19 protein-coding genes, 2 tRNA genes and 2 pseudogenes are annotated in these 22,554 nt (G+C 31.8%); 16 read left to right on the top strand and 7 right to left on the bottom strand.

Annotated elements, in window-relative coordinates:
- Positions 1-11: 11 nt before the first annotated feature.
- The 4 genes from JJC03_RS06035 to JJC03_RS06050 form a co-directional block, all read right to left on the bottom strand.
- A complete protein-coding gene (locus JJC03_RS06035; RefSeq protein WP_235874173.1) occupies positions 12-755 on the bottom strand; it encodes a sensor histidine kinase in 744 nt (247 codons plus the stop codon).
- Positions 756-775: 20 nt separating this feature from the next.
- Positions 776-1,975: a tetratricopeptide repeat protein gene (locus JJC03_RS06040; RefSeq protein ID WP_235874174.1), complete on the bottom strand. Its 1,200-nt coding sequence runs from the start codon at positions 1,973-1,975 to the stop codon at positions 776-778.
- A gap of 239 nt (positions 1,976-2,214) precedes the next feature.
- Positions 2,215-2,418: a hypothetical protein gene (locus JJC03_RS06045; protein ID WP_088398358.1), complete on the bottom strand. Its 204-nt coding sequence runs from the start codon at positions 2,416-2,418 to the stop codon at positions 2,215-2,217.
- Between the two features lie 104 nt (positions 2,419-2,522).
- Positions 2,523-2,729, bottom strand: coding sequence for a hypothetical protein (locus tag JJC03_RS06050; RefSeq protein WP_088398357.1), 207 nt, complete (start codon positions 2,727-2,729; stop codon positions 2,523-2,525).
- Positions 2,730-2,832: 103 nt separating this feature from the next.
- On the opposite strand from JJC03_RS06050, the gene JJC03_RS06055 reads away from it, so the two are divergent.
- From JJC03_RS06055 to JJC03_RS06100, 10 genes and pseudogenes are all read left to right on the top strand, one after another.
- A complete protein-coding gene (locus JJC03_RS06055; protein ID WP_088398356.1) occupies positions 2,833-3,558 on the top strand; it encodes a metallophosphoesterase family protein in 726 nt (241 codons plus the stop codon).
- A gap of 33 nt (positions 3,559-3,591) precedes the next feature.
- Positions 3,592-4,089 carry a DUF6646 family protein gene (locus JJC03_RS06060; protein ID WP_088398355.1) on the top strand — a complete coding sequence of 166 codons (498 nt, stop codon included), beginning with the start codon at positions 3,592-3,594 and terminating at the stop codon, positions 4,087-4,089.
- On the top strand, positions 4,089-4,658 hold the full coding sequence (locus JJC03_RS06065; protein ID WP_088398354.1) for a PhnA domain-containing protein: 570 nt from the start codon (positions 4,089-4,091) through the stop codon (positions 4,656-4,658). Before JJC03_RS06060 ends, JJC03_RS06065 begins: the two co-directional genes overlap by 1 nt.
- 257 nt (positions 4,659-4,915) lie before the next feature.
- Positions 4,916-4,988: transfer RNA gene (locus JJC03_RS06070), tRNA-Gly, on the top strand.
- Between the two features lie 113 nt (positions 4,989-5,101).
- Positions 5,102-5,174 (top strand) — tRNA-Gly (locus JJC03_RS06075).
- Positions 5,175-5,486: 312 nt separating this feature from the next.
- Positions 5,487-5,873, top strand: a complete 387-nt coding sequence (gene tssD, locus JJC03_RS06080; protein WP_088401344.1) for a type VI secretion system tube protein TssD — start codon at positions 5,487-5,489, stop codon at positions 5,871-5,873.
- A 242-nt stretch (positions 5,874-6,115) separates the two neighbouring features.
- Entirely contained in the window at positions 6,116-6,505 is a 390-nt protein-coding gene (gene tssD / locus JJC03_RS06085; protein WP_088401346.1) for a type VI secretion system tube protein TssD, read from the top strand.
- Positions 6,506-7,431: 926 nt separating this feature from the next.
- Positions 7,432-9,345: a type VI secretion system Vgr family protein gene (locus JJC03_RS06090; protein WP_235874175.1), complete on the top strand. Its 1,914-nt coding sequence runs from the start codon at positions 7,432-7,434 to the stop codon at positions 9,343-9,345.
- 2 nt (positions 9,346-9,347) lie between these two features.
- A complete protein-coding gene (locus JJC03_RS06095; protein WP_235874176.1) occupies positions 9,348-10,853 on the top strand; it encodes a hypothetical protein in 1,506 nt (501 codons plus the stop codon).
- Positions 10,854-11,022: 169 nt separating this feature from the next.
- Positions 11,023-12,178: pseudogene (locus JJC03_RS06100) on the top strand (beta-ketoacyl synthase N-terminal-like domain-containing protein).
- Here JJC03_RS06100 and JJC03_RS06105 read toward each other — a convergent pair.
- Positions 12,170-12,631, bottom strand: coding sequence for a regulatory protein RecX (locus tag JJC03_RS06105; RefSeq protein WP_088397606.1), 462 nt, complete (start codon positions 12,629-12,631; stop codon positions 12,170-12,172). The pseudogene JJC03_RS06100 and the gene JJC03_RS06105 overlap by 9 nt on opposite strands.
- 313 nt (positions 12,632-12,944) lie before the next feature.
- Between JJC03_RS06105 and JJC03_RS06110 the strand changes: the two genes are divergently transcribed.
- The 6 genes and pseudogenes from JJC03_RS06110 (at position 12,945) to JJC03_RS06135 (ending at position 21,136) form a co-directional block, all read left to right on the top strand.
- On the top strand, positions 12,945-15,713 hold the full coding sequence (locus JJC03_RS06110; RefSeq protein WP_088397605.1) for a TonB-dependent receptor domain-containing protein: 2,769 nt from the start codon (positions 12,945-12,947) through the stop codon (positions 15,711-15,713).
- A gap of 23 nt (positions 15,714-15,736) precedes the next feature.
- The gene (locus JJC03_RS06115; RefSeq protein ID WP_165624359.1) at positions 15,737-17,341 is read left to right on the top strand and encodes an SGNH/GDSL hydrolase family protein; all 1,605 of its coding nucleotides are present in this window, start codon (positions 15,737-15,739) and stop codon (positions 17,339-17,341) included.
- 188 nt (positions 17,342-17,529) lie between these two features.
- Positions 17,530-19,041 carry a F0F1 ATP synthase subunit beta gene (atpD, locus tag JJC03_RS06120; RefSeq protein ID WP_088397603.1) on the top strand — a complete coding sequence of 504 codons (1,512 nt, stop codon included), beginning with the start codon at positions 17,530-17,532 and terminating at the stop codon, positions 19,039-19,041.
- An 84-nt stretch (positions 19,042-19,125) separates the two neighbouring features.
- On the top strand, positions 19,126-19,407 hold the full coding sequence (locus JJC03_RS06125) for a F0F1 ATP synthase subunit delta/epsilon (protein WP_088397602.1): 282 nt from the start codon (positions 19,126-19,128) through the stop codon (positions 19,405-19,407).
- 89 nt (positions 19,408-19,496) lie between these two features.
- Positions 19,497-19,922: a hypothetical protein gene (locus JJC03_RS06130; RefSeq protein ID WP_235874177.1), complete on the top strand. Its 426-nt coding sequence runs from the start codon at positions 19,497-19,499 to the stop codon at positions 19,920-19,922.
- A 42-nt stretch (positions 19,923-19,964) separates the two neighbouring features.
- Positions 19,965-21,136: pseudogene (locus JJC03_RS06135) on the top strand (aminotransferase class I/II-fold pyridoxal phosphate-dependent enzyme).
- Here JJC03_RS06135 and JJC03_RS17485 read toward each other — a convergent pair.
- Positions 21,092-21,463, bottom strand: coding sequence for a helix-turn-helix domain-containing protein (locus JJC03_RS17485; RefSeq protein ID WP_258932424.1), 372 nt, complete (start codon positions 21,461-21,463; stop codon positions 21,092-21,094). The pseudogene JJC03_RS06135 and the gene JJC03_RS17485 sit on opposite strands and share 45 nt — an antisense overlap.
- Before the next feature lie 39 nt (positions 21,464-21,502).
- Positions 21,503-22,528 carry a hypothetical protein gene (locus JJC03_RS17490; protein ID WP_258932426.1) on the bottom strand — a complete coding sequence of 342 codons (1,026 nt, stop codon included), beginning with the start codon at positions 22,526-22,528 and terminating at the stop codon, positions 21,503-21,505.
- Positions 22,529-22,554 lie beyond the last annotated feature (26 nt).

Here is a 22,554-nt window from a genome sequence, read left to right on the forward strand (position 1 = left end):
AGTTAATTTTGTTAGTATGGCAATGATAGATTAATATGAGTTCCTTTGTTAACAGTTGAATAAAATTTTACCTCCCCATTCATTGATTTGGCTCTCGAATTAATATTCTTAATACCTATTCCTTCTTTTACTTTGTTTATGTCAAAACCAACTCCATTGTCCTCTATATCTATTATTAATCGATCTAGTACTTTTTTGATTGATAAAATTACTAATGTTGCATGAGAATATTTATACGTATTTTGAAGAGATTCTTGCAAAATTCTATAAATGTCTATTTTTACAGATGCTTCAATAGCTTCCCAAACAATATTAGAATCTATTTCTAGTATATATTCTATGTTAATTGCATTACAATAGTCCTCAAATAAATTTTGAATAATTAATTTAAAACTTTCTTTTTCTAAGAAGGTATCTTGGTTTAAATCATGTGAAATATTGCGTAATTCTTTTTCTATGTTTTGAATATTGTCAATATATTTTAAACATTTTTGAATCGTTTCGGTATCCTGTCTTTTAGATAATATAAACAAATTTAAACGAGTACTTGTTAGCTTACTCATTACTCCATCGTGTAGCTCTTGTGATATTCTCTTTTTTTCTTGTTGTCTAGTGTCATTTATTAGGTGTTGTTGTTGAAGCATTAATTTATAAATCTGCTCGTTGCTTTCTTGCTGTTCTCGTTCAAATTGGAGTTGCTTATTTTTACTATGTTGACTTTTATTGTTGTATAACAAAATTAAAAGTATAATCATACCTGTACTACCAAATAAAATTAGCCATCTTTGAGAAGAAATCTGATCTTTTTCTTCTTGAATAATTTTTTTTCGCTTAAAATTTCATCTGTCTCATATTCAATTCTTGCAAAACTATTTCGTTTATTAAATTCAGCAGTTTGTATACTATCATTTAAATTAATGTACTCTTCGTATAAATCATATCTGTTTTTCTTGTCAATTTTGCAAAGAAGCCTAAGTGCCCTTAGTTCTTCTTCAAGAATTTTATTTTTAGAAGCAATTTGTTTCGCATTTTTTAAAAAACTGATAGCTTTTGGAATATCTTTTTTATACAAATAAAGCTCTCCTAAATATATATTTGAAAGTACAATTCCAGGTATATTGTTGTCTTTTTTTCGAATTGCTAACGATTCGTAAAATTTTTCTTCAGCTATTTCTAAATTATCTAACTGCATTTCTGCGTATGCCTTATTGCTAATCAACGATGAGTAGGTATAAGAACTAATTTTTTCGGGATCTGTAAAAAATAAACCTTCTTCGTATTGAACAATTGCTTCATGATACGCTTTCTTTTTTGCATAAGCTTTTCCTAAAAAGTTATAAACCTGTGCTTTTAATGATTGGTATTGTGGATCTTTTGTTAATAAACTGGTTGTTGATAAGGCTTTATTGTAATAGGTTATCGCTTCATCAGGACTATTTAAACCTATAAGAACATTACCCAGATTTAAGTAAGAATCGTAAACAAGTCTAGTATCGTTAATTTTTTTTGCAATTTTTAATACTTTGATAAATTCAACTTCTGCGCCTGAAAAATCTTTTTCATAGAGTAAAATATCTGCTTTTGAAAACTTTACACGAATTAATTCTTTTGTCTTTTTAAGAGTCTCGTAATTTTTTTCAGATTTAGTAAAATAGTAATAAGCACTATCGTTTTTGTATTTTAAATAAAAATAATCTCCTATATAATGGTATCCTTTTGCAATATTTGTGGAATCTTTAGCTTGTTTAGAAAGTTTAAAAGCTAGTCTTGAAATACGAAGGTAGTTTTCTGAATCATTAAGATTATAATACCTTCCAGCCAGTTTGAAATAGCGTTCTCTTAGGCTGGAAGTATTATGTGTACTTTTTTGGAGCTCATTTTCAATGATGCGAATGTGTTTTTCTTTATCTTTTGCCGAATAATTAGGGTTATTCGCACTGTCTAAATATTTCTCGATTTTTATATCATCACTCATCTCTATTTCTTTTTACAAGAAAAGAGCGAAGAAAAAATTAAGAAAATTATTATAAGGTACTTGTTCAAGTTTTTTTTACCAAAATTAAGAAAAACTTTATTCATATATTTTTAAAATGATGGCAAAACATTTGAAGGTTACTTATAATTTTAAAAAAATTAGTACATTGTGATAAATTAATTGAAATGAGTTCTGTAGTTGTTTAGATTTATAGAAAGACGAATATATTTGTGTTGTTTTTATTCTGGTTTTCTAGGTCTAATTATAGGTTCTCCATCCATGTCATATTCTAAACTGTAATTAGATCGATTAAGAAGTGTATTTTCTTCTTCAGTCATTTTAGCGGTAGGGTCTATAGAATAAGATCCATCTCCATTTTCAGTACAAGTTATAGGGGAAATGAATAATAAAAACATACCCGAAAATAAATATAACTTTTTCATAATTTATTATTTTGAGTTTAAATAGAGTTATTATTTTAGAGGAATTTTTAGTATAGATTTTTACGGATAGTTAAAAAGTTCCTTTAAAAATAAAGAGCGTATTGTTATTGTTGTGGTTTTGTAGGTTTAAGTATAGGTTCACCGTCTGCTTGATACTCTAAAGTATAGTTAGATTGATTAAGAAGGCTGCTTTGTTCTTCAGTCATTCTAGCGGTAGGGTCTATAGAATAAGATCCGTCTGCATTTTCTGTACAAGTTATAGGAGAAATAAATAATAAAAACATGCCTGAAAATAAATAGAACTTTTTCATAATTACTTGATTTTAAGTTTGTTAATTAGTTTGTGAAATTAATTGTTTTTTTTTCGAATGTATTACGGGTTTTCCGTATATTTTGTTAAATATTTTAACATTTATGGCGATTTATATTATAGGAGATATTCATGGAGCTTATAAAGGATTATTGCAGTTGATAGCTGTAACGCCTTTAAAATCAGGTGATACTATTATTTTTTTAGGTGACTATGTAGATGGTTGGAGTGAGAGTCCACAGGTTTTAGATCTTTTAATAGATCTGAATAACCATTATAATTGTATTTATATAAGAGGTAATCATGATGAGTTACTCTTAGATTGGTTAAAAAATCAGGAAGAAAATGTGTTGTGGTACCAAAGTGGAGGACAATCAACAATTGAAGCTTATAAAAATATAAGTAAAGAAATTAAGGATAAGCATATTGAGTTTTTATCTAGTTTAAAAGACTATTATATAGATAATCAAAATAGACTTTTTGTTCATGCTGGGTTTACAAATTTAAAAGGAGTAACACACGAATATTATCCAAGATTACTCTATTGGGATAGAACACTGTGGGAAATGGCTTTGTGTTTAGATCCTTCCATAAGTGTTGATAGTCCTTTTTATCCTAAGCGTTTAGCTCTGTATCAAGAAATTTTTATAGGACACACTCCTGTTACAAATTTAGGCGTAACCACTCCTATAAAAAGAGCTAATGTTTGGAATCTAGATACAGGAGCCGCTTTTAGTGGTTGTATTACGATTTTAAATATTGAAACAAAGCAATTTTGGCAAAGTGATCCTATCTGTACACTCTACCCAAATGAAAAAGGTAGAAATTAAATACAAGTTTATATCTTTGCTAAAAAAATAATTATGAAAAAAGTTTTTGTTTTAGTAGCAACTCTAATAGGATTCATGTCACAGGCTCAAGAAGCTTATAAGGGTAAAGGAGATACAAAGTTTCATGTTGGTGCTAATTTGCAATCAGGAGGAACTGGATTAAATGTAGGAACAGATTTTGGATTAGGAGAAAATATTTCAGTAGGTGTTGTAGCAAATTATTTGTTAGACGTAAAACCAATTGAAGGTGATAGTTATGACTTTTTAGATAGAGCAGATCTTAAAGCTAGATTTAATGCAAATATTGGAAAAGTATTAACATTACCTGAACAGTTAGATGTGTATCCAGGTTTAGACTTAGGTTTAAGAAATTTTGGAGGACACTTAGGAGCTCGTTATTTCTTTTCAGAAGGATTTGGTTTACAAGTAGAAACAGGGGTTCCTTTTGCTAAGTACACAAAAGATCCAGTAGGTTTTGATCGTTTAAACAATCAATTCTATGTTAATTTAAGTGCTGTTTTTAATCTGTAATGAGTGTTATTGAAAAAAAACTAAAGGATCGTAGTAACTCAAAATGCGAACTTTGTGGAACTGAACATGATTTACAAGTTTATACAGTAGCACCTAGAACAATAGAAAGCTTAGAAGATTCAATACTAGCATGTAAAACCTGTATAGAACAAATTAATAATTCTGAATTAACAGATGCAAATCATTGGCATTGCTTATCTGATTCTATGTGGAATGAGCATTTACCAGTGCAAATTGTATCTTGGCGTATGCTTACCCGTTTAAATAAAACAGATCTAGTGGATATGATGTACCTAGATGATGAATCATTAGAATGGGCAAAAGCAACAGGAGAAGGAGTACAAGAAGACAAAATAGTACATAAAGATTCTAATGGAAATGTACTTCAAGACGGTGATTCAGTTGTTTTAATTAAAGATTTAGATGTAAAAGGAGCGAATTTTATAGCTAAAAGAGGAGCTGCTGTACATAATATTAAGTTAGTTTGGGATAATCCTGAACAAATAGAAGGAAGAGTTGAAGGACAATATATTGTTATTTTAACCCAATACATTAAGAAGACAAAATAAATATTGTTCAATAAAGTTTATAAGCTTGTCATTCCGATGGAAGGAGTATTTAAAATTTCTGAAAAAGATAGGAATAAATAGTTTATTTTATAATAACTAAGATTTATCCTTACTTCGGGATGACAAATTAAACGTTTAAAATAAACTCGGATAATCTTGATAGTTAGTTTTTAAAAAAAACACCTTAATTTTTTTAAAAAAATATCTTTATACGTTTGGTAATATTAATAAAAAGTGCTTATATTTGCACTCGCAATGCGGAAGTAGCTCAGTTGGTAGAGCTCCAGCCTTCCAAGCTGGTTGTCGCGAGTTCGAGCCTCGTCTTCCGCTCAAAGCCCTAAAACATACGTTTTAGGGCTTTTTTTTACCTTATCTTTATTGTTAAAAAAAACATTTAAAATTTGGTAATATCAAGAAAAAGTGTTTATATTTGCACTCGCAATGCGGAAGTAGCTCAGTTGGTAGAGCTCCAGCCTTCCAAGCTGGTTGTCGCGAGTTCGAGCCTCGTCTTCCGCTCAAAGCCCTAAAACTTATGTTTTAGGGCTTTTTATTATTTCTATTTTTTGTTGTATCCTTTTTAAAAAAAAACTTACAAGTATTTTTTTTAACAAAACATTTGTTTTTATTGAAAATGTGTTTTATATTTGATTTAGTTGTATTTCCATAATTGGTTGTTATTATTCAAAAATAAATAGGCTATGACACTTCACTTTTAAAGAATTAAAAAAGGGATATCCCCTGATTCATTCCAAAATTATTTTTTTTAATACACCTCCATACACCTTATGGACATACTATTGTTATGTAATTTTTTTAAATTTTTATATTATGTCATTTAAATCAAAACTATCAGTAGCTGGAAAAGAGTACACTGTACTAAACGTAAATTATGGTTTATTTCAAGAAACTGATGCAACAGGTAGACCCTCTACCGTTACTAGAGGTGGTAAAATTGAATTAACTATTGAAGGAACAGCAGACACTTCTTTCTTTGAGTGGATGACCAATTCTTTTGAAAGAAAAGACGGTAGCGTAAAATTCTTCAAAAGAGATAGCGATGCTGTTTTAAAAGAATTAAAATTTTCAGAAGCATATGTAGTAAAATTCAGAGAAAACTTTGATTCTACAGGCGTAAACCCTCTAACTGAAACCTTCACTATTTCAGCTAAAAAAATTGAATTAGGAAACGGTGCTTACGAAAACGAGTGGGTATAATTAACTAAGTAAACAAAAAGAGGGTGTCCGAGAAGTAAAACAAACGCACCTTTTGTCATGCAAACCCAAGAAAAGTTCCATATCTCTATTATGCGATTTGCTTCGTTTACTTAAACGTAGCCCTTGAGTTTCCCTTGGTCAACTAAAGCAAAACAGCTAAACGATCTTAAATGGCAAAATTGCGGACTTTTTAGACAGCCTCTTTTTTTATTTTAAATAACAACATCATAAAAAATTAACCTATGTCATTTTTAGCAAAATTAGAACTAGACGGCAATATTTATAATATCTTAAGTTGTGATTATCATTTTACACAAGAAATAGATGCCACAGGAAAACCAGAAGGTATGCCTCAAGGAGGAGAAATCAGCATTCGAATAGAAAGCAATGGAAAATCAAACTTACTTCAATGGATGCTTGATCATAGCCAAACTAAAAATGGAACCATCATATTCTTTCGAAGAGATGCCATGAGCAAATTACAAGAATTAAGCTTTGAAAAAGCCTATTGCGTTTCTTTTTCAGAACATTTTGATGCTAAAAGCGACGAGCCCCTACAAATTGCAATGCGACTCATGGCTAAACGCTTTACACTGAATGATGCCACTCACGAAAAAAAATGGAAAGAATAAACTAATTAACCATAGAAATCAACCATTTTCATAACGGAAACGATTATTACAGCTAATTTGTAGAAATCCCTGATATCTGGATCCACCTTATTTTGACGACAACATCTATCCTAACCGCCAAGAACAAATCGCATATGTAGTAGATCACAACAACCCTATAAGAATGGGTAGAGTACGCGTACAATTTCCTTGGCAAGAAAAAAAATCAAAAACTGTGGATCTAAACGAGGCTGTCCTAAAAGTCCGCAATCTTGTCATTTGACTTCGTCCAGTCGCTTTGCTCTAGTCGATCAAAGGGAGACCCGAGAGTTCCGCTCGAACAGGCCAAATCACATAATACTGATTATGAAACTCCTCCTTCCGTTGGAGAGACAAACTGTGTGTTGATTTTTTACTTTTAGGACAGCCTCTATTTGGAGTATCTACAAAGTTGTGTGGATTTTTTTTAAAATATTTTTTCCGCACAAAGTTGTGTAGTTTTTTTTGAAAATTTTTTTTCCACACAACTTTGTGTAGTTTTTTTTGTAAAAAAAATTTCCACACAAAAAATTCAGTAAGCATACAAAAACATTGCCCCATCAATAGACTGAACCCAAATTAGACAACAGACTTTGCAATGCAGAACAAAAGAGGAATATGAACCGCAATTTTTTCCGTAGTTCTAGTTTTACTCCATTGAAGACAAAAAATGGAGTGTTTTTTTTCGATTCAAAGCTATTTTAACAATAATAAATTCCCAACACTTATATGCGAGGTTTAACGTTTTGAATTAATTTTATTAAACCCCTAAACAAACCCATTAACCAATCTTGGTTTTAATACAAAATATTGTATTTTTAAGTTACTGTAAAATAAAACAATGCGTTGTGTTATAATAAACACTGTTTTTAAATAAAAAAAACAAGAACTAAACAAGCTAACTAACTATGGAAAATTACAACAGTGATTATGGAAGGCTCAACCACCCAGATGACCTAGCCAAATACGCTAAATTACGCACCTTTAAAGACTACCTAACAGACAAATCTGATTTCTTAGTGTACTGCACCCTAAGTATAGAAGGCAAAGACTTTTTAGAAAAATCCCATTTTAACCTAGCATTCCATCAAAAGACTAACGACCACGACAGCTTTACCCTAGATACCCGTGCTGATTCTCTAGACAACGAAGAGGCGTACATCATGGAAAATTCTAAAAGCTATCTAGGCAAAACCCTACAGATCCACTTACACCGATTTGGGGAAATAAAACAAACCTTTACAGGAATTATAACCCACCTAAACCTCTTAAAAAAAGACGGTTACGGCAGACTTTACATAACAGGACACGCCCCAACGATCATGCTAGAACAAGGCCTTGAATCCCAAAGCTTTGAAAACAAAACCCTAGGAGAAATAGCCCAACAAATAGCAACAGATTACCCCAAGACACTCAACCTCATTACCCAAAATAACAACACCCAACACGTGTTGCCCTACACCGTACAATACAATCAAACAGATTACCAATTTTTAAAACAACTGGCCATACGCTATGGCGAATACCTCTATTACAACGGACAAAGCCTAGTATTAGGCAACAAAGTAGGCCCTAAAATCATCCAACTAGAAGAAGGGGCAGACCTAGTACACGCATCCTTTGAAATATCTGTAAAACCCCAGCAATTTACCTACACCTCCTACGATGTAGAATCAGGCAGCACCCTACAAAGAGATAGCGCCTCAGCCCAATTACAAAACAAATTCAACCCCTACCAAGTAACCGCAATAAACGCCTCAAAAGACGTATTCCATAAAAAACCCAATAAACACTACAACCCAACGGGTATTAATAATAAAACAGACAGAGAACTACAAGAGGCCGTACGAAAACAAAAAGAACACAGAGAAAACCTGATGATCGTAAAAGGCAAAAGCAAAGATCCCGAACTTAAACAAGGCGTTCTAACCAAGCTGATTGACATTAACGACAGACCCATGGAAACCTACCGCATCATAGAAATCAACCATTTTCATAACGGAAAGGATTATTACAACGAATTTGTAGGAATCCCTGATATGTGGACCCCACCTTATTTTGACGACAACATCCATTCTAACTGCGAAGAACAAACCGCACGCGTAGTAGATAACAACAACCCTATAAGAATGGGTAGAGTACGCGTACAATTTCCTTGGCAAGAAAAAAAGAATCAAAAAAACCCGTGGATTCGCTTGATACAACCCCACTCAGGAGCTGGCAAAGGCTTTCATTTCATCCCTGAAATAGGCGAAGAAGTCCTTGTAGGATTTGAAAACGGCAATGCCGAAAAACCGTTTGTATTAGGGACTCATTACAACGGAAGCGAAACCAGCGGGTACCACACCCCAGGAAATGATATAAAAACAATTCATACTCGCAGTGGTCACATATTAAAATTTACAGAAGATGAAAGTATTATAATTACAGACCAATCTGGCAATACCATTCAGTTTGATACTGTGGGGAGCAATATTACCATTACAGCACCTGAAACCATGTCCTTTAATTGTAAAAATATGCTTATAAATGTGTCGCAAAACATGATTACTAATGTGGGAATGAATGTATCAGAAAGTACTGGAATGAATAAAACGGAAACCATAGGCGGAACAAAAAACACAGTCGTTTTACTTGATATGATAAGTAATGTAAGGGGGAGTTTAACGGAAGTCATTGAAGGAGATGTGAATACTGAATCTAAAAATGAAAGAAATGAAATAGTTGGTGGAAAAGTAATAACTCAGAGCCAAAAAGATACAGAATTACACACACCTGCTGAATTAAAAAAGAATGCAGCAGAAAAAAACAATACCCATTAATTATGTCAAGAACAAGAATTGTAGGCGGTAATTTAATCAAGATTACTGGTGGTACGTATAGAATATTTGCAAAAAAAGGGATAGAGTTTCACTCAAATGGTAAAATCATTATGAATGCAGAAGGAGGTACAGTATATGGTGAACCAGAGAGCCCCCCTGTAATTCAGGCTAATATTACCTTACCTGCTAAATGCATAGTCCAGTTTAGACCAAAGAATGGTTGGAAAGGAGAATTTGGTTTTGATTGGTTCCGATTAGGAGATACTGGTATAAAAGGCGATGTAGATTACAATACTATCGTAGGACAATATTATAGTCTGCCTATAACTGATCCTGCCACAACAATTTTTACTGATGATAATAGTTGGTCAGTAAATTTTGAGAGAGACCCTCAATCTGCTGCCTTTGCGCAACACAATAGGCTACAACAGCTAAAACGTTTATACGGTATAGAGTATTTTCAGCTTACTGATGATAAAGGGGTACTACAAACTAAAGAATATTACAAACCTGTAATCGCTTTGTTCGCCCAACAGAGAGACCCTAATAAGCCTAAAAAGTTTATCGAAACAGGAAAAGCTGAGTTACAATTGTATTTACAATTTGATTATCAAAATGGGAAAGCCGTAAAACCGAAGAAAATACTATTTGAAGCAAATGGAGTGCTTTTAGACAGTAACAATCCCTACATTGAAATTGATAAGCCGACAATCGAAGAGAAAGATATAAATGAGAAAATAGAAATCGAACTAACTTGTAAGACCGAATTTCAAGCTGATAAAACAGTAGAAGTATATGCTATTAGTAATGACGCTGCGGGTAACGAAGTAAAATCATTAGCGGGTGTGCTAAAAGTAATTGCGCCTAGTAAAAAAATAACTAAAAATGTAGTTATTATTAGAGTAAAGACATCAGCAGGAACTGGCAATAAAGCATCTTTAGACCTACTAAGATTGATTGCAAAACAAGCATTGATTAATTTGAATATAGTAACTAAACATATTGGAGTAAACGGACGTAATGATGAAATTAAAATTGATTTAAGTAACCCTCAACATAACCTTAATAATTGGGATTTTAATTTTTTATGTAGAGTTGAAACAACTAGAACTCCCCCTAATATATTACAAAAAACTCCTGTAGACAGGATACTTTTAGATACTTTTAATAGAGATTATAGAAATAATTACAATAATCATTTCAAATTATTTTTCTTAGAAAATACTCAAATAAATTTCAAAATAGATAATACTACAGAAAATGAAATCATTGACGGTGGTGTAAATGGCTACTCTGGAATAAATTCAAATTATGGTATAATGTTTTCTACTCACGATGACAAAACAATAGCGCATGAAACACTACATGGTCTAGGTATTCCTCATTCATTTTTTGGTCAACATTATGTTTATCAAGCACAAAAAACAGAGGATATTATGGACTACTCTCATAAAGGGTCAGCTCCAGTAAATAACATTGTAGTAATTTTATTTACAAAATCAATGTAAGGTGAAAGAAAAACTAATGGTTGAATTATTTAGAGAGCTAGCTAAGAGTTAATACTAAAGCCAAGATTTAATTTGTCTAAAAGATAGATAAAAAATACTTATATCAAAATAAGAAGTTTTTTAGCGTTTTTTTAAAAACTTTGCGAACTTTGCCCAAATTTTATATGCCTTGAAACAAAAAATAGCCATTACTTCTTTAGCTTCTATTTCTGCTTTAGGTGATCAATCAGAACAAATTTGGAATAATTATTTATTAGATTCTAGTTGTATTACGACTGAAAAATTTAATAATCAAGAAGAATATGTAGCAAAAATCCCCTTAAACTGTAAAACTGAATTAGAAGTTTTGCGCCAATCGGATTTGAAATATAAAGGATTAGATCAAACCGTTTTAATGGCAATTTTAACTTCTCGTAATGCTGTAAAACAGGCTGGTTGGGTTAAAGGTAATGATTTTGGAATAAATATAGGCTCCTCTAGAGGAGCAACTCAGCTTTTTGAATATTATCATAAAGATTTTTTAGAAACAGGAAAAACAGCTACATTAGCCTCACCTACAACAACTTTAGGGAATATATCTTCTTGGGTAGCACATGATTTAAAAAACAAAGGTTTAGCTATTTCGCATTCTATAACTTGTTCTACAGGATTGCATTCTTTATTAAATGGAGTAGCTTGGTTACAAGCAGGAATGATGGATAAGTTTCTTATAGGAGCAAGTGAGGCTCCTTTAACAAATTTTACTCTTGCACAAATGAATGCACTTAAAATATATGCTAAACAAAATCAAGAATATCCATGTCGTGCACTTGATTTACAGAAAGTTAAAAATACCATGGTGTTAGGGGAAGGAGCTATTTCCATTTGTTTAGATACAGATGAAGCTGCTCACGCGCTAGCCTATATTGAAGGAGTAGGGTTTGCTACAGATGAGTTGCAACACAATATATCCATTTCAGAAGAAGCATTATGCTTTCAAAAATCAATGCAAATGGCTTTAGCTAATACTTCTTTAGATTCTGTTGATGTGGTTGTTATGCACGCTCCAGGAACAATTAAAGGCGATTTATCAGAATATAAAGCAATACAAAAAATATTTAAAGATAAACAGCCTCTCTTGACAACGAACAAATGGAAATTAGGGCATACTTTTTGGAACTTCTGGTTTATTAAGTGTAGAAATGGCTATTTTAATGATGCAAGTACAGTATTTTATAGGAATTCCTTATTTAAATATTCCTAATAAACCTAAAGCTATCAAAAAAGTATTAGTTAATGCAGTAGGATTTGGAGGAAATGCAGTAAGCATTTTATTGTCAGTATGAAGCAGACAGTTCTTCTATTTTATCTAAAATTAAATAAGATTCATAGCCCTTCCTAAAAAGGAAATCACTTACTTTTCGTTTCTTTTTTTGAAGATGAGATTCCTTAATGTTATTCCATTCTTTTTCGGCTAATTCATTAAAGTTGTATAGATAATCTTCTTCTTTTATCTCATTAAGAGCACCTTTAATATTGTAACTAGATACTCCATGTAACTTAAGTTCATTAGTAATTCGCATTTTACCCCATTTTTTATAGTTGTGTTTACCTCTGGCAAAAGCATAGGCAAAACGTTCTTCATTTAAATAATTATGCTCAATTAGATAAACAATATATTCTTCGATTAATTCCTCCTCTATTTTTAATGATTTTAATTTAAGTTTGATTTCCTTATGTGATCTTTCTTGATAAGCACAATAGGATTCTAGTTTTTTTAATATAGAAGGATAAAGCATTTTATTTTTTTAAAGAAGGTGATTACAAAAATTTATTAGGCTACAAATTTAAGGATCTTAGGGATAGATCAATATAAATATTTACTAAGTAAACTGTATTAAAAGTAATGGTTTTATTTGTATAATAAATGTTTTTTATAAGTCAAAGTATAAAAAAACAGAAAATAAAACATAAAGCTAATTTTGTGTTTTTAGATAACCGGAGCTCTTTACTTAGGTTAATGAAAAATTATACTTTTTTTATGTTTTGTTTAATTTTTAAAAAAAATATTGTACTTTGCTACCTATAAACCCAATCAAAAACGTTCAACGAATGAGAGTCTATTTTTCTATTTTAACATTGTTTTTTAGCGTCCTAACCTTTGCGCAAAATACAATATCAGGAACTGTGACTGATGATAAAAATCAGCCTATACCAGGTGCAAATGTAAAAATTGTAGGATCTACCTCGGGAGCATCGTCTGGATTTGATGGAAAGTTTACATTAAAAACGAATACACAAATTCCCCTTACCTTAGAAGTTTCCATGATGGGATATTCTAGTAAAACTTTGACTGTTAGTTCAAAGGATCAGAAAATAGAAGTTGTTCTAGTTGAACAATCTACTTCTTTAAATGAAATAGTCGTTTCAGCATCACGCGCTCCAGAGAAAATTATCGAATCTCCCGTAACTATTGAAAGGATGGGGTTGAGAGAAGTAAAAAATACAACCGCTCCCTCTTTTTACGAAGGTTTGGAAAATTTAAAAGATGTTCATTTTAATACTTCTAGTTTTAATTTTAAGTCAGTTAATACCCGTGGTTTTGCTACTATTGGAAATACTCGATTTATGCAGTTAGTAGATGGTATGGATAACGCATCTCCAGCATTAAATTTTGCTGTAGGAAATCTATTAGGTATTTCAGATTTAGATGTTGCGAGTGTAGAAATTTTACCAGGAGCTTCATCAGCCCTTTACGGAGCTAATGCCTTTAATGGAATTATGTTTATGACCAGCCGTAGTCCTTTTACAAAAGAAGGGCTTTCGACTTATTTTAAATACGGTCAAACAACTCAAGATGTAGCAGGTACAAATAATTATTTCGACCTTGGTGTTAGAGCTGCTAAAAAGTTTACAGATTATTTGGCCGCTAAAGCAAACTTTTCTTATATGGAAGCAACTGAATGGATGGCAGATGATAGACGTAGTTTGACACCAGGAGGAATTGGTCATCAAGTGAACAGAAACTATGATGGACTAAATACTTATGGAGATGAAGTCAGTACATTTATTCCTAATGTAGGACAAGTAAGTCGTACAGGATATGCGGAAAAAGAATTGTCAGATGGTAAAATAAATAGTGCTAAATTTGATGCTTCAATTCATTTGCGTCCTTGGGCTAATTCAGATTCTAAGTTTGCTAAAAATATTGAGCTTATAGGACAATATAAAGTAGGAATCGGAAATACTTTATATCAAGGGGCTAATCGTTACGCTTTAAAAGACTTCTTTATGGATCAAATTAAAGTCGAAGTCAGAGGAGATAATTTCTTTGCTCGTATTTATAGATCAGGAGAGGATGCCGGAAATTCATATAACTTAGGTTTTGCTGCTTGGAATGTAAATAGAGAAGCAAAATCAGATAAAGCATGGTTTACAGATTATGGTACAGCTTTTATCATGTCAAGTGTTTTATTAGGACTGCCAACGGATCAAGCAGATAAAAGAGCCCGCGCCTTTGCTGACTATAATACTCCTTTTGAAATACCCCTTACTCCAGGAGGTAATCCTCGCCTAACTCCAGGAACGGCTGCTTTTAACCAAGCATTGACAAAAGTGTTGTCAAATTCAGATTTAAATGCAGGAGCTAAATTGGTAGATCGCTCTAGAATTCATCATGCAGACCTTAATTATAATTTTAAAGACTTAATCCAATTTGCAGAAATTCAAGTTGGTGGATCAGCTCGTAGATATACTATGGATTCAAGAGGTTCTATTTTTACAGATAAGATAGGACAGCCTATTACTTATGATGAATATGGAATTTATACACAAATTCAGAAAAAGGTTCTAGAAGAAAGAGTAAAAATTACAGCGTCTATGCGTTATGATAAATCGCAAAATTTTAATGGAAATATTTCCCCTCGATTATCAATATCCTACGCTGCTGGTAAAGATAAACAACATAATTTTAGAGCTTCCTATCAAACAGGTTTTCGCAATCCAACAACACAAGATCAATACATAGGATTAAATATAGGTCCTTTAGTACTAATAGGTTCTGCTCCTGATAATTTAGATAGGTATTCAGAAACAATTAAATTAAACTCAAATGGTAATTTAGTTAATGTAACTGGACGTGATGCTTATACTAAATCATTTACAGCAACCTCAGTTGCTGCCTTCAAACAATCGTTAAATTTTGCGGATCTAAAGGCCGCTGATATTTCATTAGTAAAACCAGAACAAGTACAAGCTTTTGAGGTAGGGTATCGTTCAATCTTTAAAGAAATTTCATTTGATTTAAATGCTTACTATAATATATATAATAATTTTATCAGTAATTCAAATGTAGTAACCCCTCTTTATGGTGATGCAAGAACTAATTTATTAACCGCTGTGTCAGCTTTGCAAAATGGAGATATTCGTGCATTTCAAGTTTATACAAACTCTAAAAAACAAGTAACATCATTAGGAGTAGGAGTAGGAGCAAGTCGTAAAATAGGTAAATTTAATTTAAGTGCAAGTTATAATTATTCTGATTTTAAATATGATGATAGTTTAGATCCTGATTTTGAAGCTGGATTTAATACGCCTAAGCATCGCGCAAAAGCATCTTTTGGAGCAGAAAATATATTTAAAGGATTAGGCTTTAATATAAATGCTCGTTATAATTCTAAGTATTTATGGGAATCAACCATGATAGATGCGTATGTTCCAGAAAATTATGTTTATGATGCGCAAATTAATACTGCTATTCCTGTTCTTAAATCAATCATAAAGCTTGGAGGTACTAATCTGTTTGGAAAAGATTATATTCAAGTGCCGGGAGCTGGTATGATAGGAAAACAATATTATATTTCATGGACGATCAATCCGTAATGTTTAATGAAAAATGAATGATTATGATTAAAAATATAAAATGGATTTTGTTAGCTTCTTGTGCTTTTGTAGCATGTGAGACTAATTTAGAAGAAGAGGTGGTAACAGATGTGCCCGTAACAGCAGGAGATGCTAATTTTTCAAAATACATAGCAATTGGAGATTCTTACGGAGCTGGTTTTAGTGATGGTTCATTATTTGTTGCAGGGCAATTAAACTCTTATCCAGAGCAAATGGCAAGACAATTTGCAGCAGTTGGAGGAGGTGTTTTTAAATCACCATTAATGGCAGATAATACAGGGGGATTACTTTTTGGAGGAGCTCCTTTTCCTATTGATCCAACACAGTTTGCTCCTCGTTTAGTTTTTAGAGGATTTTTCGGTAATGATACAAGTAAGCCTATTATAAATTTAGTTTCAAATCAAGGAACTCAAACAACAGAAGCTACGACCGTAATTTCAGGTCCTTTTAATAATATATCAGTGCCAGGAGCAAAATCATACCATATTGGTCTTATTGGATATGGTAGTGCTCAAGGAAATCCTTATTTTAGACGTTTCGCGTCTTCTCAAGGAGCCAGTATGTTGTCAGATGCTTTGTTGCAACAACCTACTTTCTTTTCTTTATGGATAGGAGGAAATGATGTATTAACCTATGCAACCTCTGGAGGAACAGGAGTAGATAGAACAGGAAATTTAGATCCTAGAACATATAATTCAAATGATATTACGGATCCAGCTGTTTTTTCAAATGCGTTTAATGGAGCTATAGATCTTTTAACTGCAAATGGAAGAAAGGGAGTGGTTGCTAATTTGCCTAATGTAAATACATTACCATTTTTTACAACCTTGCCTTATAACCCTATACCTGCTTTGCCTAAGAGTAAGGCTAACTCTTTAAATCAGTTGTTTGGAGTGATAAATCAAATTACGAAAGCATTGAATTTGCCAAATAGATTTGAAGTGATTTCTGAAGACGATAATAATTCCAATACAGTTGAAAAATCAAATCCATTATTAATTGTAGATGAAGAACTAGCTGATTTATCAAGTCTTATAAGAGATAATTTAACTCCTGCTTTAGGATTACAGACTGCAACTTTTGTAGGCAATCTTTATGGTAAAGCACGTCACGCTAAAAATAATGTTGATGGGAGAGATTATATTTTGTTATCAACAGGAGCTTTGATAGATCCTCTTAATAATATAGAACCAGGAATTCCAAGTGATTTTGCAGTTAGAGGAATATCATATCCATTACAAGATGCTTTAGTGTTAACAATTGATGAAGCATCTAAAATAGCTAGAGCTACAGAAGCCTATAATCAAATTATAGAAAATACAGCTAAATCTAAAGGTTTAGCATTTTTTGATGCAAGACAAGCAATGAATCAACTAGTTAAAGGAGATGTGCGTTTCGGTAATTATAGTTTAGGGGCTAGTTTTATTAAAGGAGGCGCTTTTTCATTAGATGGAGTTCATCCAAGTCCTAGAGGATATAGTTTTATTGCAAATAAAATGATAGAAGCAATTAATACACAATATAAATCTACTTTACGAATGATAGATTTAGGAAAAAAACCAGCTTTATTCCCTGTTAGTATTCCAGCTGGAAATTATGTAAATTAATTTAAAAGTGATTTTCCTTAAAACCTCCTTCTGAATTAGGAGGTTTTTTTATATGATTTAGGTTAGAATTTATATTTTAAAAAAAAGAAAATTTTTATATTGGAATTCACAATATTAAAATTATCTTTGCAATCTGAAAAAACACAGCGTTTTTTATAACTAAATAGCTATTTAATAAATACATAAGTATGTCTAAGGTAATAGGAAAAGTTGCGCAAATCATTGGTCCCGTAGTAGACGTGGTTTTCAATGCTGCAGAAGTTGAACTTCCGAAAATTTACGATTCATTAGAAATCACTAATCAAGATGGTACTAAATTAGTACTTGAAGTACAATCACACATTGGAGAAAATACAGTGCGTACTATCTCTATGGACTCTACTGACGGTTTAAGCCGTGGTGTTGATGTTGTAGCTACAGGTGCTCCTATTCAAATGCCAATCGGGGGTGATATCTACGGTCGTTTGTTCAACGTTGTAGGTGACGCTATTGATGGTTTAGGTGATTTACCAAAAGAAGGTGCTAATGGGTTGCCAATCCATAGACAAGCTCCTAAATTCGAAGATTTATCAACATCTTCTGAAGTTTTATTTACAGGTATCAAAGTAATCGACTTGATTGAACCTTATGCAAAAGGAGGTAAAATTGGATTATTCGGTGGTGCAGGTGTAGGTAAAACAGTATTAATTCAGGAGTTAATTAATAATATCGCTAAAGGTCACGGTGGTCTTTCTGTATTCGCAGGAGTAGGAGAAAGAACACGTGAAGGAAATGACTTATTACGTGAGATGTTAGAATCTGGTATTATCAAATATGGTGACGATTTCATGCACTCTATGGAAAATGGAGGATGGGATTTGACTAAAGTTGATAAAGCTGGAATGAGAGATTCTAAAGCAACTTTCGTATTCGGTCAGATGAACGAGCCACCTGGAGCACGTGCACGTGTTGCATTGTCAGGTTTATCTATCGCTGAATATTTCCGTGATGGAGCAGGTTCAGATCAAGGGAAAGACGTACTTTTCTTCGTAGATAACATCTTCCGTTTTACACAAGCGGGTTCTGAAGTATCTGCTTTATTAGGACGTATGCCATCTGCAGTAGGATATCAACCTACACTAGCAACTGAAATGGGAGCTATGCAGGAACGTATTACTTCAACTAAAAAAGGTTCAATTACATCTGTACAGGCAGTTTATGTACCTGCGGATGACTTAACTGACCCAGCTCCAGCTACAACTTTCGCTCACTTAGATGCTACTACCGTATTATCACGTAAAATTGCTGAGTTAGGTATTTATCCAGCGGTAGATCCATTAGATTCTACTTCTCGTATCTTAACTCCAGAAATATTAGGAGCTGATCATTATAACTGTGCTCAAAGAGTAAAAGAAATTTTACAAAAATATAAGCAATTACAAGATATTATTGCTATCTTAGGAATGGAAGAATTATCAGAGGAAGATAAATTAGCTGTATCACGAGCTCGTCGTGTACAACGTTTCTTATCTCAACCATTCCACGTTGCTGAACAATTTACTGGTATACCAGGAGTATTAGTTGATATTAAAGACACTATTAAAGGATTTAACATGATTATTGATGGTGAGTTAGACCACTTGCCAGAAGCTGCTTTCAACTTAAAAGGTACCATCGAAGATGTAATTGAAGCAGGTCAGAAAATGTTAGCTGAAGCATAAAAAAAGTAACAAGTGATTAGTGAAAAGTAATTAGTTAACCTTAATCTATTTACTATTTACTATTTACTAATAACTCTAAAAGTTATGATTGTAGAAATAGTATCACCAGAAGCTACATTATTCAAAGGAGAAGTTACTTCGGTAGCTGTTCCTGGGGTTAATGGCGAGTTCCAAATGTTAAATAACCACGCGCCTATCGTGTCGTTATTAGCAAAAGGTAATGTAAAGATTGTAGGTTCAAATATTAAAATTGCTAAAGAATTTCAAGATAAATTTAGTAAAGTTAATGAGCAAACATTTTGGTTGCCTATCAATTCAGGAACTATTGAAATGAATGATAATAAAATTATTGTTTTAGCAGACTAAAACAATAGTAAGATAGAGAAAAAGCCAAACAGTATGTTTGGCTTTTTTTTATTAATTTAGTTTTTTATAATCTATTAAATAAATTGTCTATGAAAAAAATATACTTCCTTTTTACTCTTTTAACTTTAATGATTAACTCAGGAATTGCTCAAACAAACTGTGTTTTACAGTTAACAAATATTAAAACAGGAAAAAAAATTAATATTTGTACAAAAATAGATCCTGATAAAGTAGAAGCTATTTTAGGAAAGGCAATTACCTTAGATAAAGAAATTCAAGAAAAAAATGAACCACCTGTTTTTAGCTTTACTTATGATGGATTAACTATGATTATGCAAGATAATCAGTTTAAAAATGTTACTATTACTAATAAAAAATGGAAACTGAATAATATTACTATTGGAACTTTGTTTGAAGAAGTTGAAGCAAAATATGAACAAATTAAAAAAATTTATTTTGCCGATTATAAGTTTAAAATTAAAGATAGTAACGGTTTTCCTTTTTATAGATGTTGATAATCTTAAAAATGTTAAGCGTTTAGGAGTTGAGTTTTAATTATGGTCAAATTTCCCAGTAAGTTAAGCAATAAGCTCACTCATCGTGTAGATACTAATGCTTTACGAATGCTTAGTTATCAATCCTCTCTAATTGATTTCTCTTCAAATGATTATTTAGGTTTTTCAAAATCAGAAGCTCTTTTTGATAAAACTCATCAATTGTTAGTTGAAAAAAAATTAAAATAAATGGTGCAACAGGATCTCGTTTATTAACAGGGAATCATTTACTTTATATAGAAACGGAAGATTTTATAGCTGATTTCCATAAAGCAGAGGCTGCCTTAATTTTTAATTCAGGCTATGATGCTAATGTTGGTTTTTTTGAAAGCCTTCCACAAAGAGGAGATGTTATTTTGTATGATGAATTATGTCATGCTTCTATTCGAGACGGAATTCGATTAAGCAATGCTAAATCCTATAAGTTTCAGCATAATGATTTAGAAGATTTAGAACGATTAATTCAAAAAAATCAAAGAAAATTAACAGAAGAAGCGGTTGATATTTATATTGTTATAGAATCTGTTTATTCTATGGATGGTGATTCTCCTAATTTAGAAGAGCTTGCTGTTCTGGCTAAAAAATACAACTGTCTTTTAGTGGTAGATGAGGCTCATGCTTTAGGCGTTTTTGGTGATTATGGAGAAGGATTAATTCAATTATTAAACTTACAAGATCTTATTTTTGCTCGTATAATGACCTTTGGTAAAGGGTTAGGATGTCATGGGGCAGCCATTTTAGGAAGTCAAAGGTTAAAAGATTATATGATTAATTTTACCCGAAGTTTTATCTATACTACAGGATTGTCTCCACACTCTGTGGCTACTATTTACACCGCATATAAGATGTTAGTAGCTCATTCAGTTGTAGTTGAACAATTAAAATCAAATATTATTTGCTTTAATCAAGAAAAGCAAATGCTAGGAATAAAATCTTTATTTGTTTATAGTAAATCAGCTATACAATGTGCAATAATACAGGGAAATGATAGGGTTAAATTTTTAGCTACTCAATTGCAACAAGCAGGGTTTGATGTAAAGCCTATACTATCACCTACAGTACCAGCAGGTCAAGAACGTTTGCGTTTTTGCATTCATTCTTATAATACTGCTAAAGAAATTAGGACATTGTTAAATGGTCTTTATTCTTTTTATAGAGGCTATGTAGAGTCTTAATTCATCCCATGTAAACTGATCTCCAAATTGTTCTTTCAGGCTTCCTAAACTCTCATTTTGATATTCTTTAAAAGCATTATTCAGTTCTTCTATTTTTTCTGATGAGAGTAAATCAGATAATTGGATTTGATCTTCTAAAATTAATTTAGAAAAATGATTATAAATGGTTTGATTAGTGAGTTTTCGTTCTTTGGCAATTTCATGAATTGATTTGTTCTGTTTCCATAAATTAAGTGTTATTTCTATTGTGTTTTGTTTAGTCTCATTATTTTTTTTTCTTTTTTGTTTTGCCAGTACGATTAAGATTAGGAGTATAATCCGTATCAATTAAGCCTGTAATTTGTTTAAACTGCTCAGAAAGTTGAGCTACTTTATTAATTTTATAATACAAGACTTCATCGGATTGCATACTCTTTTTGGAAAGAGGAATTCCATTTTGCATATTTTTAAGTAGCAAACGCATTTTTTTAATCCTAGAATAGTTTTTAGAAATTCTTCTTCTAAAATTAATAATTCATCTACAAGTGTTTTTGTTTTTTTTAATTGTTTAATTTCTACTATTTTTAATAGTAATTCACTATATTGATTATCATATTGCTCAAAGAAATATTGATATCCAGCTTGAGTGCGTTCATTTAAAAAAGGAATGTCAATTGTAGGTTGACTTCCTATTTTCTGTAATTGGGAAATAAATTTTTTAGAAGTTCCTGAAAGTTCTGATAAGTTTTCTAATACTTTTTCTGCCCAAGCTTTATATTTTAATTTTGGAGAATTAGGTAATTCATTTTTAAAAGAGAATGAAAAATTACGCCATAATTGCGTTATGTTTTGACAGTCAAATGCTTTTATAATTTCTAGAAGTAAGTAATTCTTAGTTTCTAAATCTAATGTAGTAGGTAAAATAGTGCTGTTGGCTTTATGCTGAGCATAATTAATTATCGCTTGATCCGAAGGAATCCCTTGTAATTGAATTGGTTTTAATAATGTCAAGCCATTTAAACTTTCTAACCGAGAAAGAGCTACATAAGCTTGACCTGGGGCAAATACAGAAGCTACATCTAATACCGCTTTTTTAAATGTTAACCCTTGACTTTTATGTACCGTAATAGCCCATGCTAATTTTAATGGATATTGGCTAAAAGTGCCTTCTACTTTCTCTTCAACTTCCTGTGTGTTTGTGTTAACTTCGTAATGAATATTTTCCCAAGTATATAGATCAACTTCTATTACTTTGTTTTCTTCTGGAAATTCAACTAAAACCTCTTCTTTAGAAAGTGATTTGATAATTCCTATCTTGCCATTATAATATCGTTTTTCAATTGTATTATCATTTTTAATAAACATTATTTGAGCACCTATTTTTAGTTCTAAGACAGAATCTAAAGGGTACATTTTTTCGGGAAAATTACCTACAATTT

Source organism: Flavobacterium oreochromis (assembly GCF_019565455.1).
Classification (GTDB): Bacteria; Bacteroidota; Bacteroidia; order Flavobacteriales; family Flavobacteriaceae; genus Flavobacterium; species Flavobacterium oreochromis.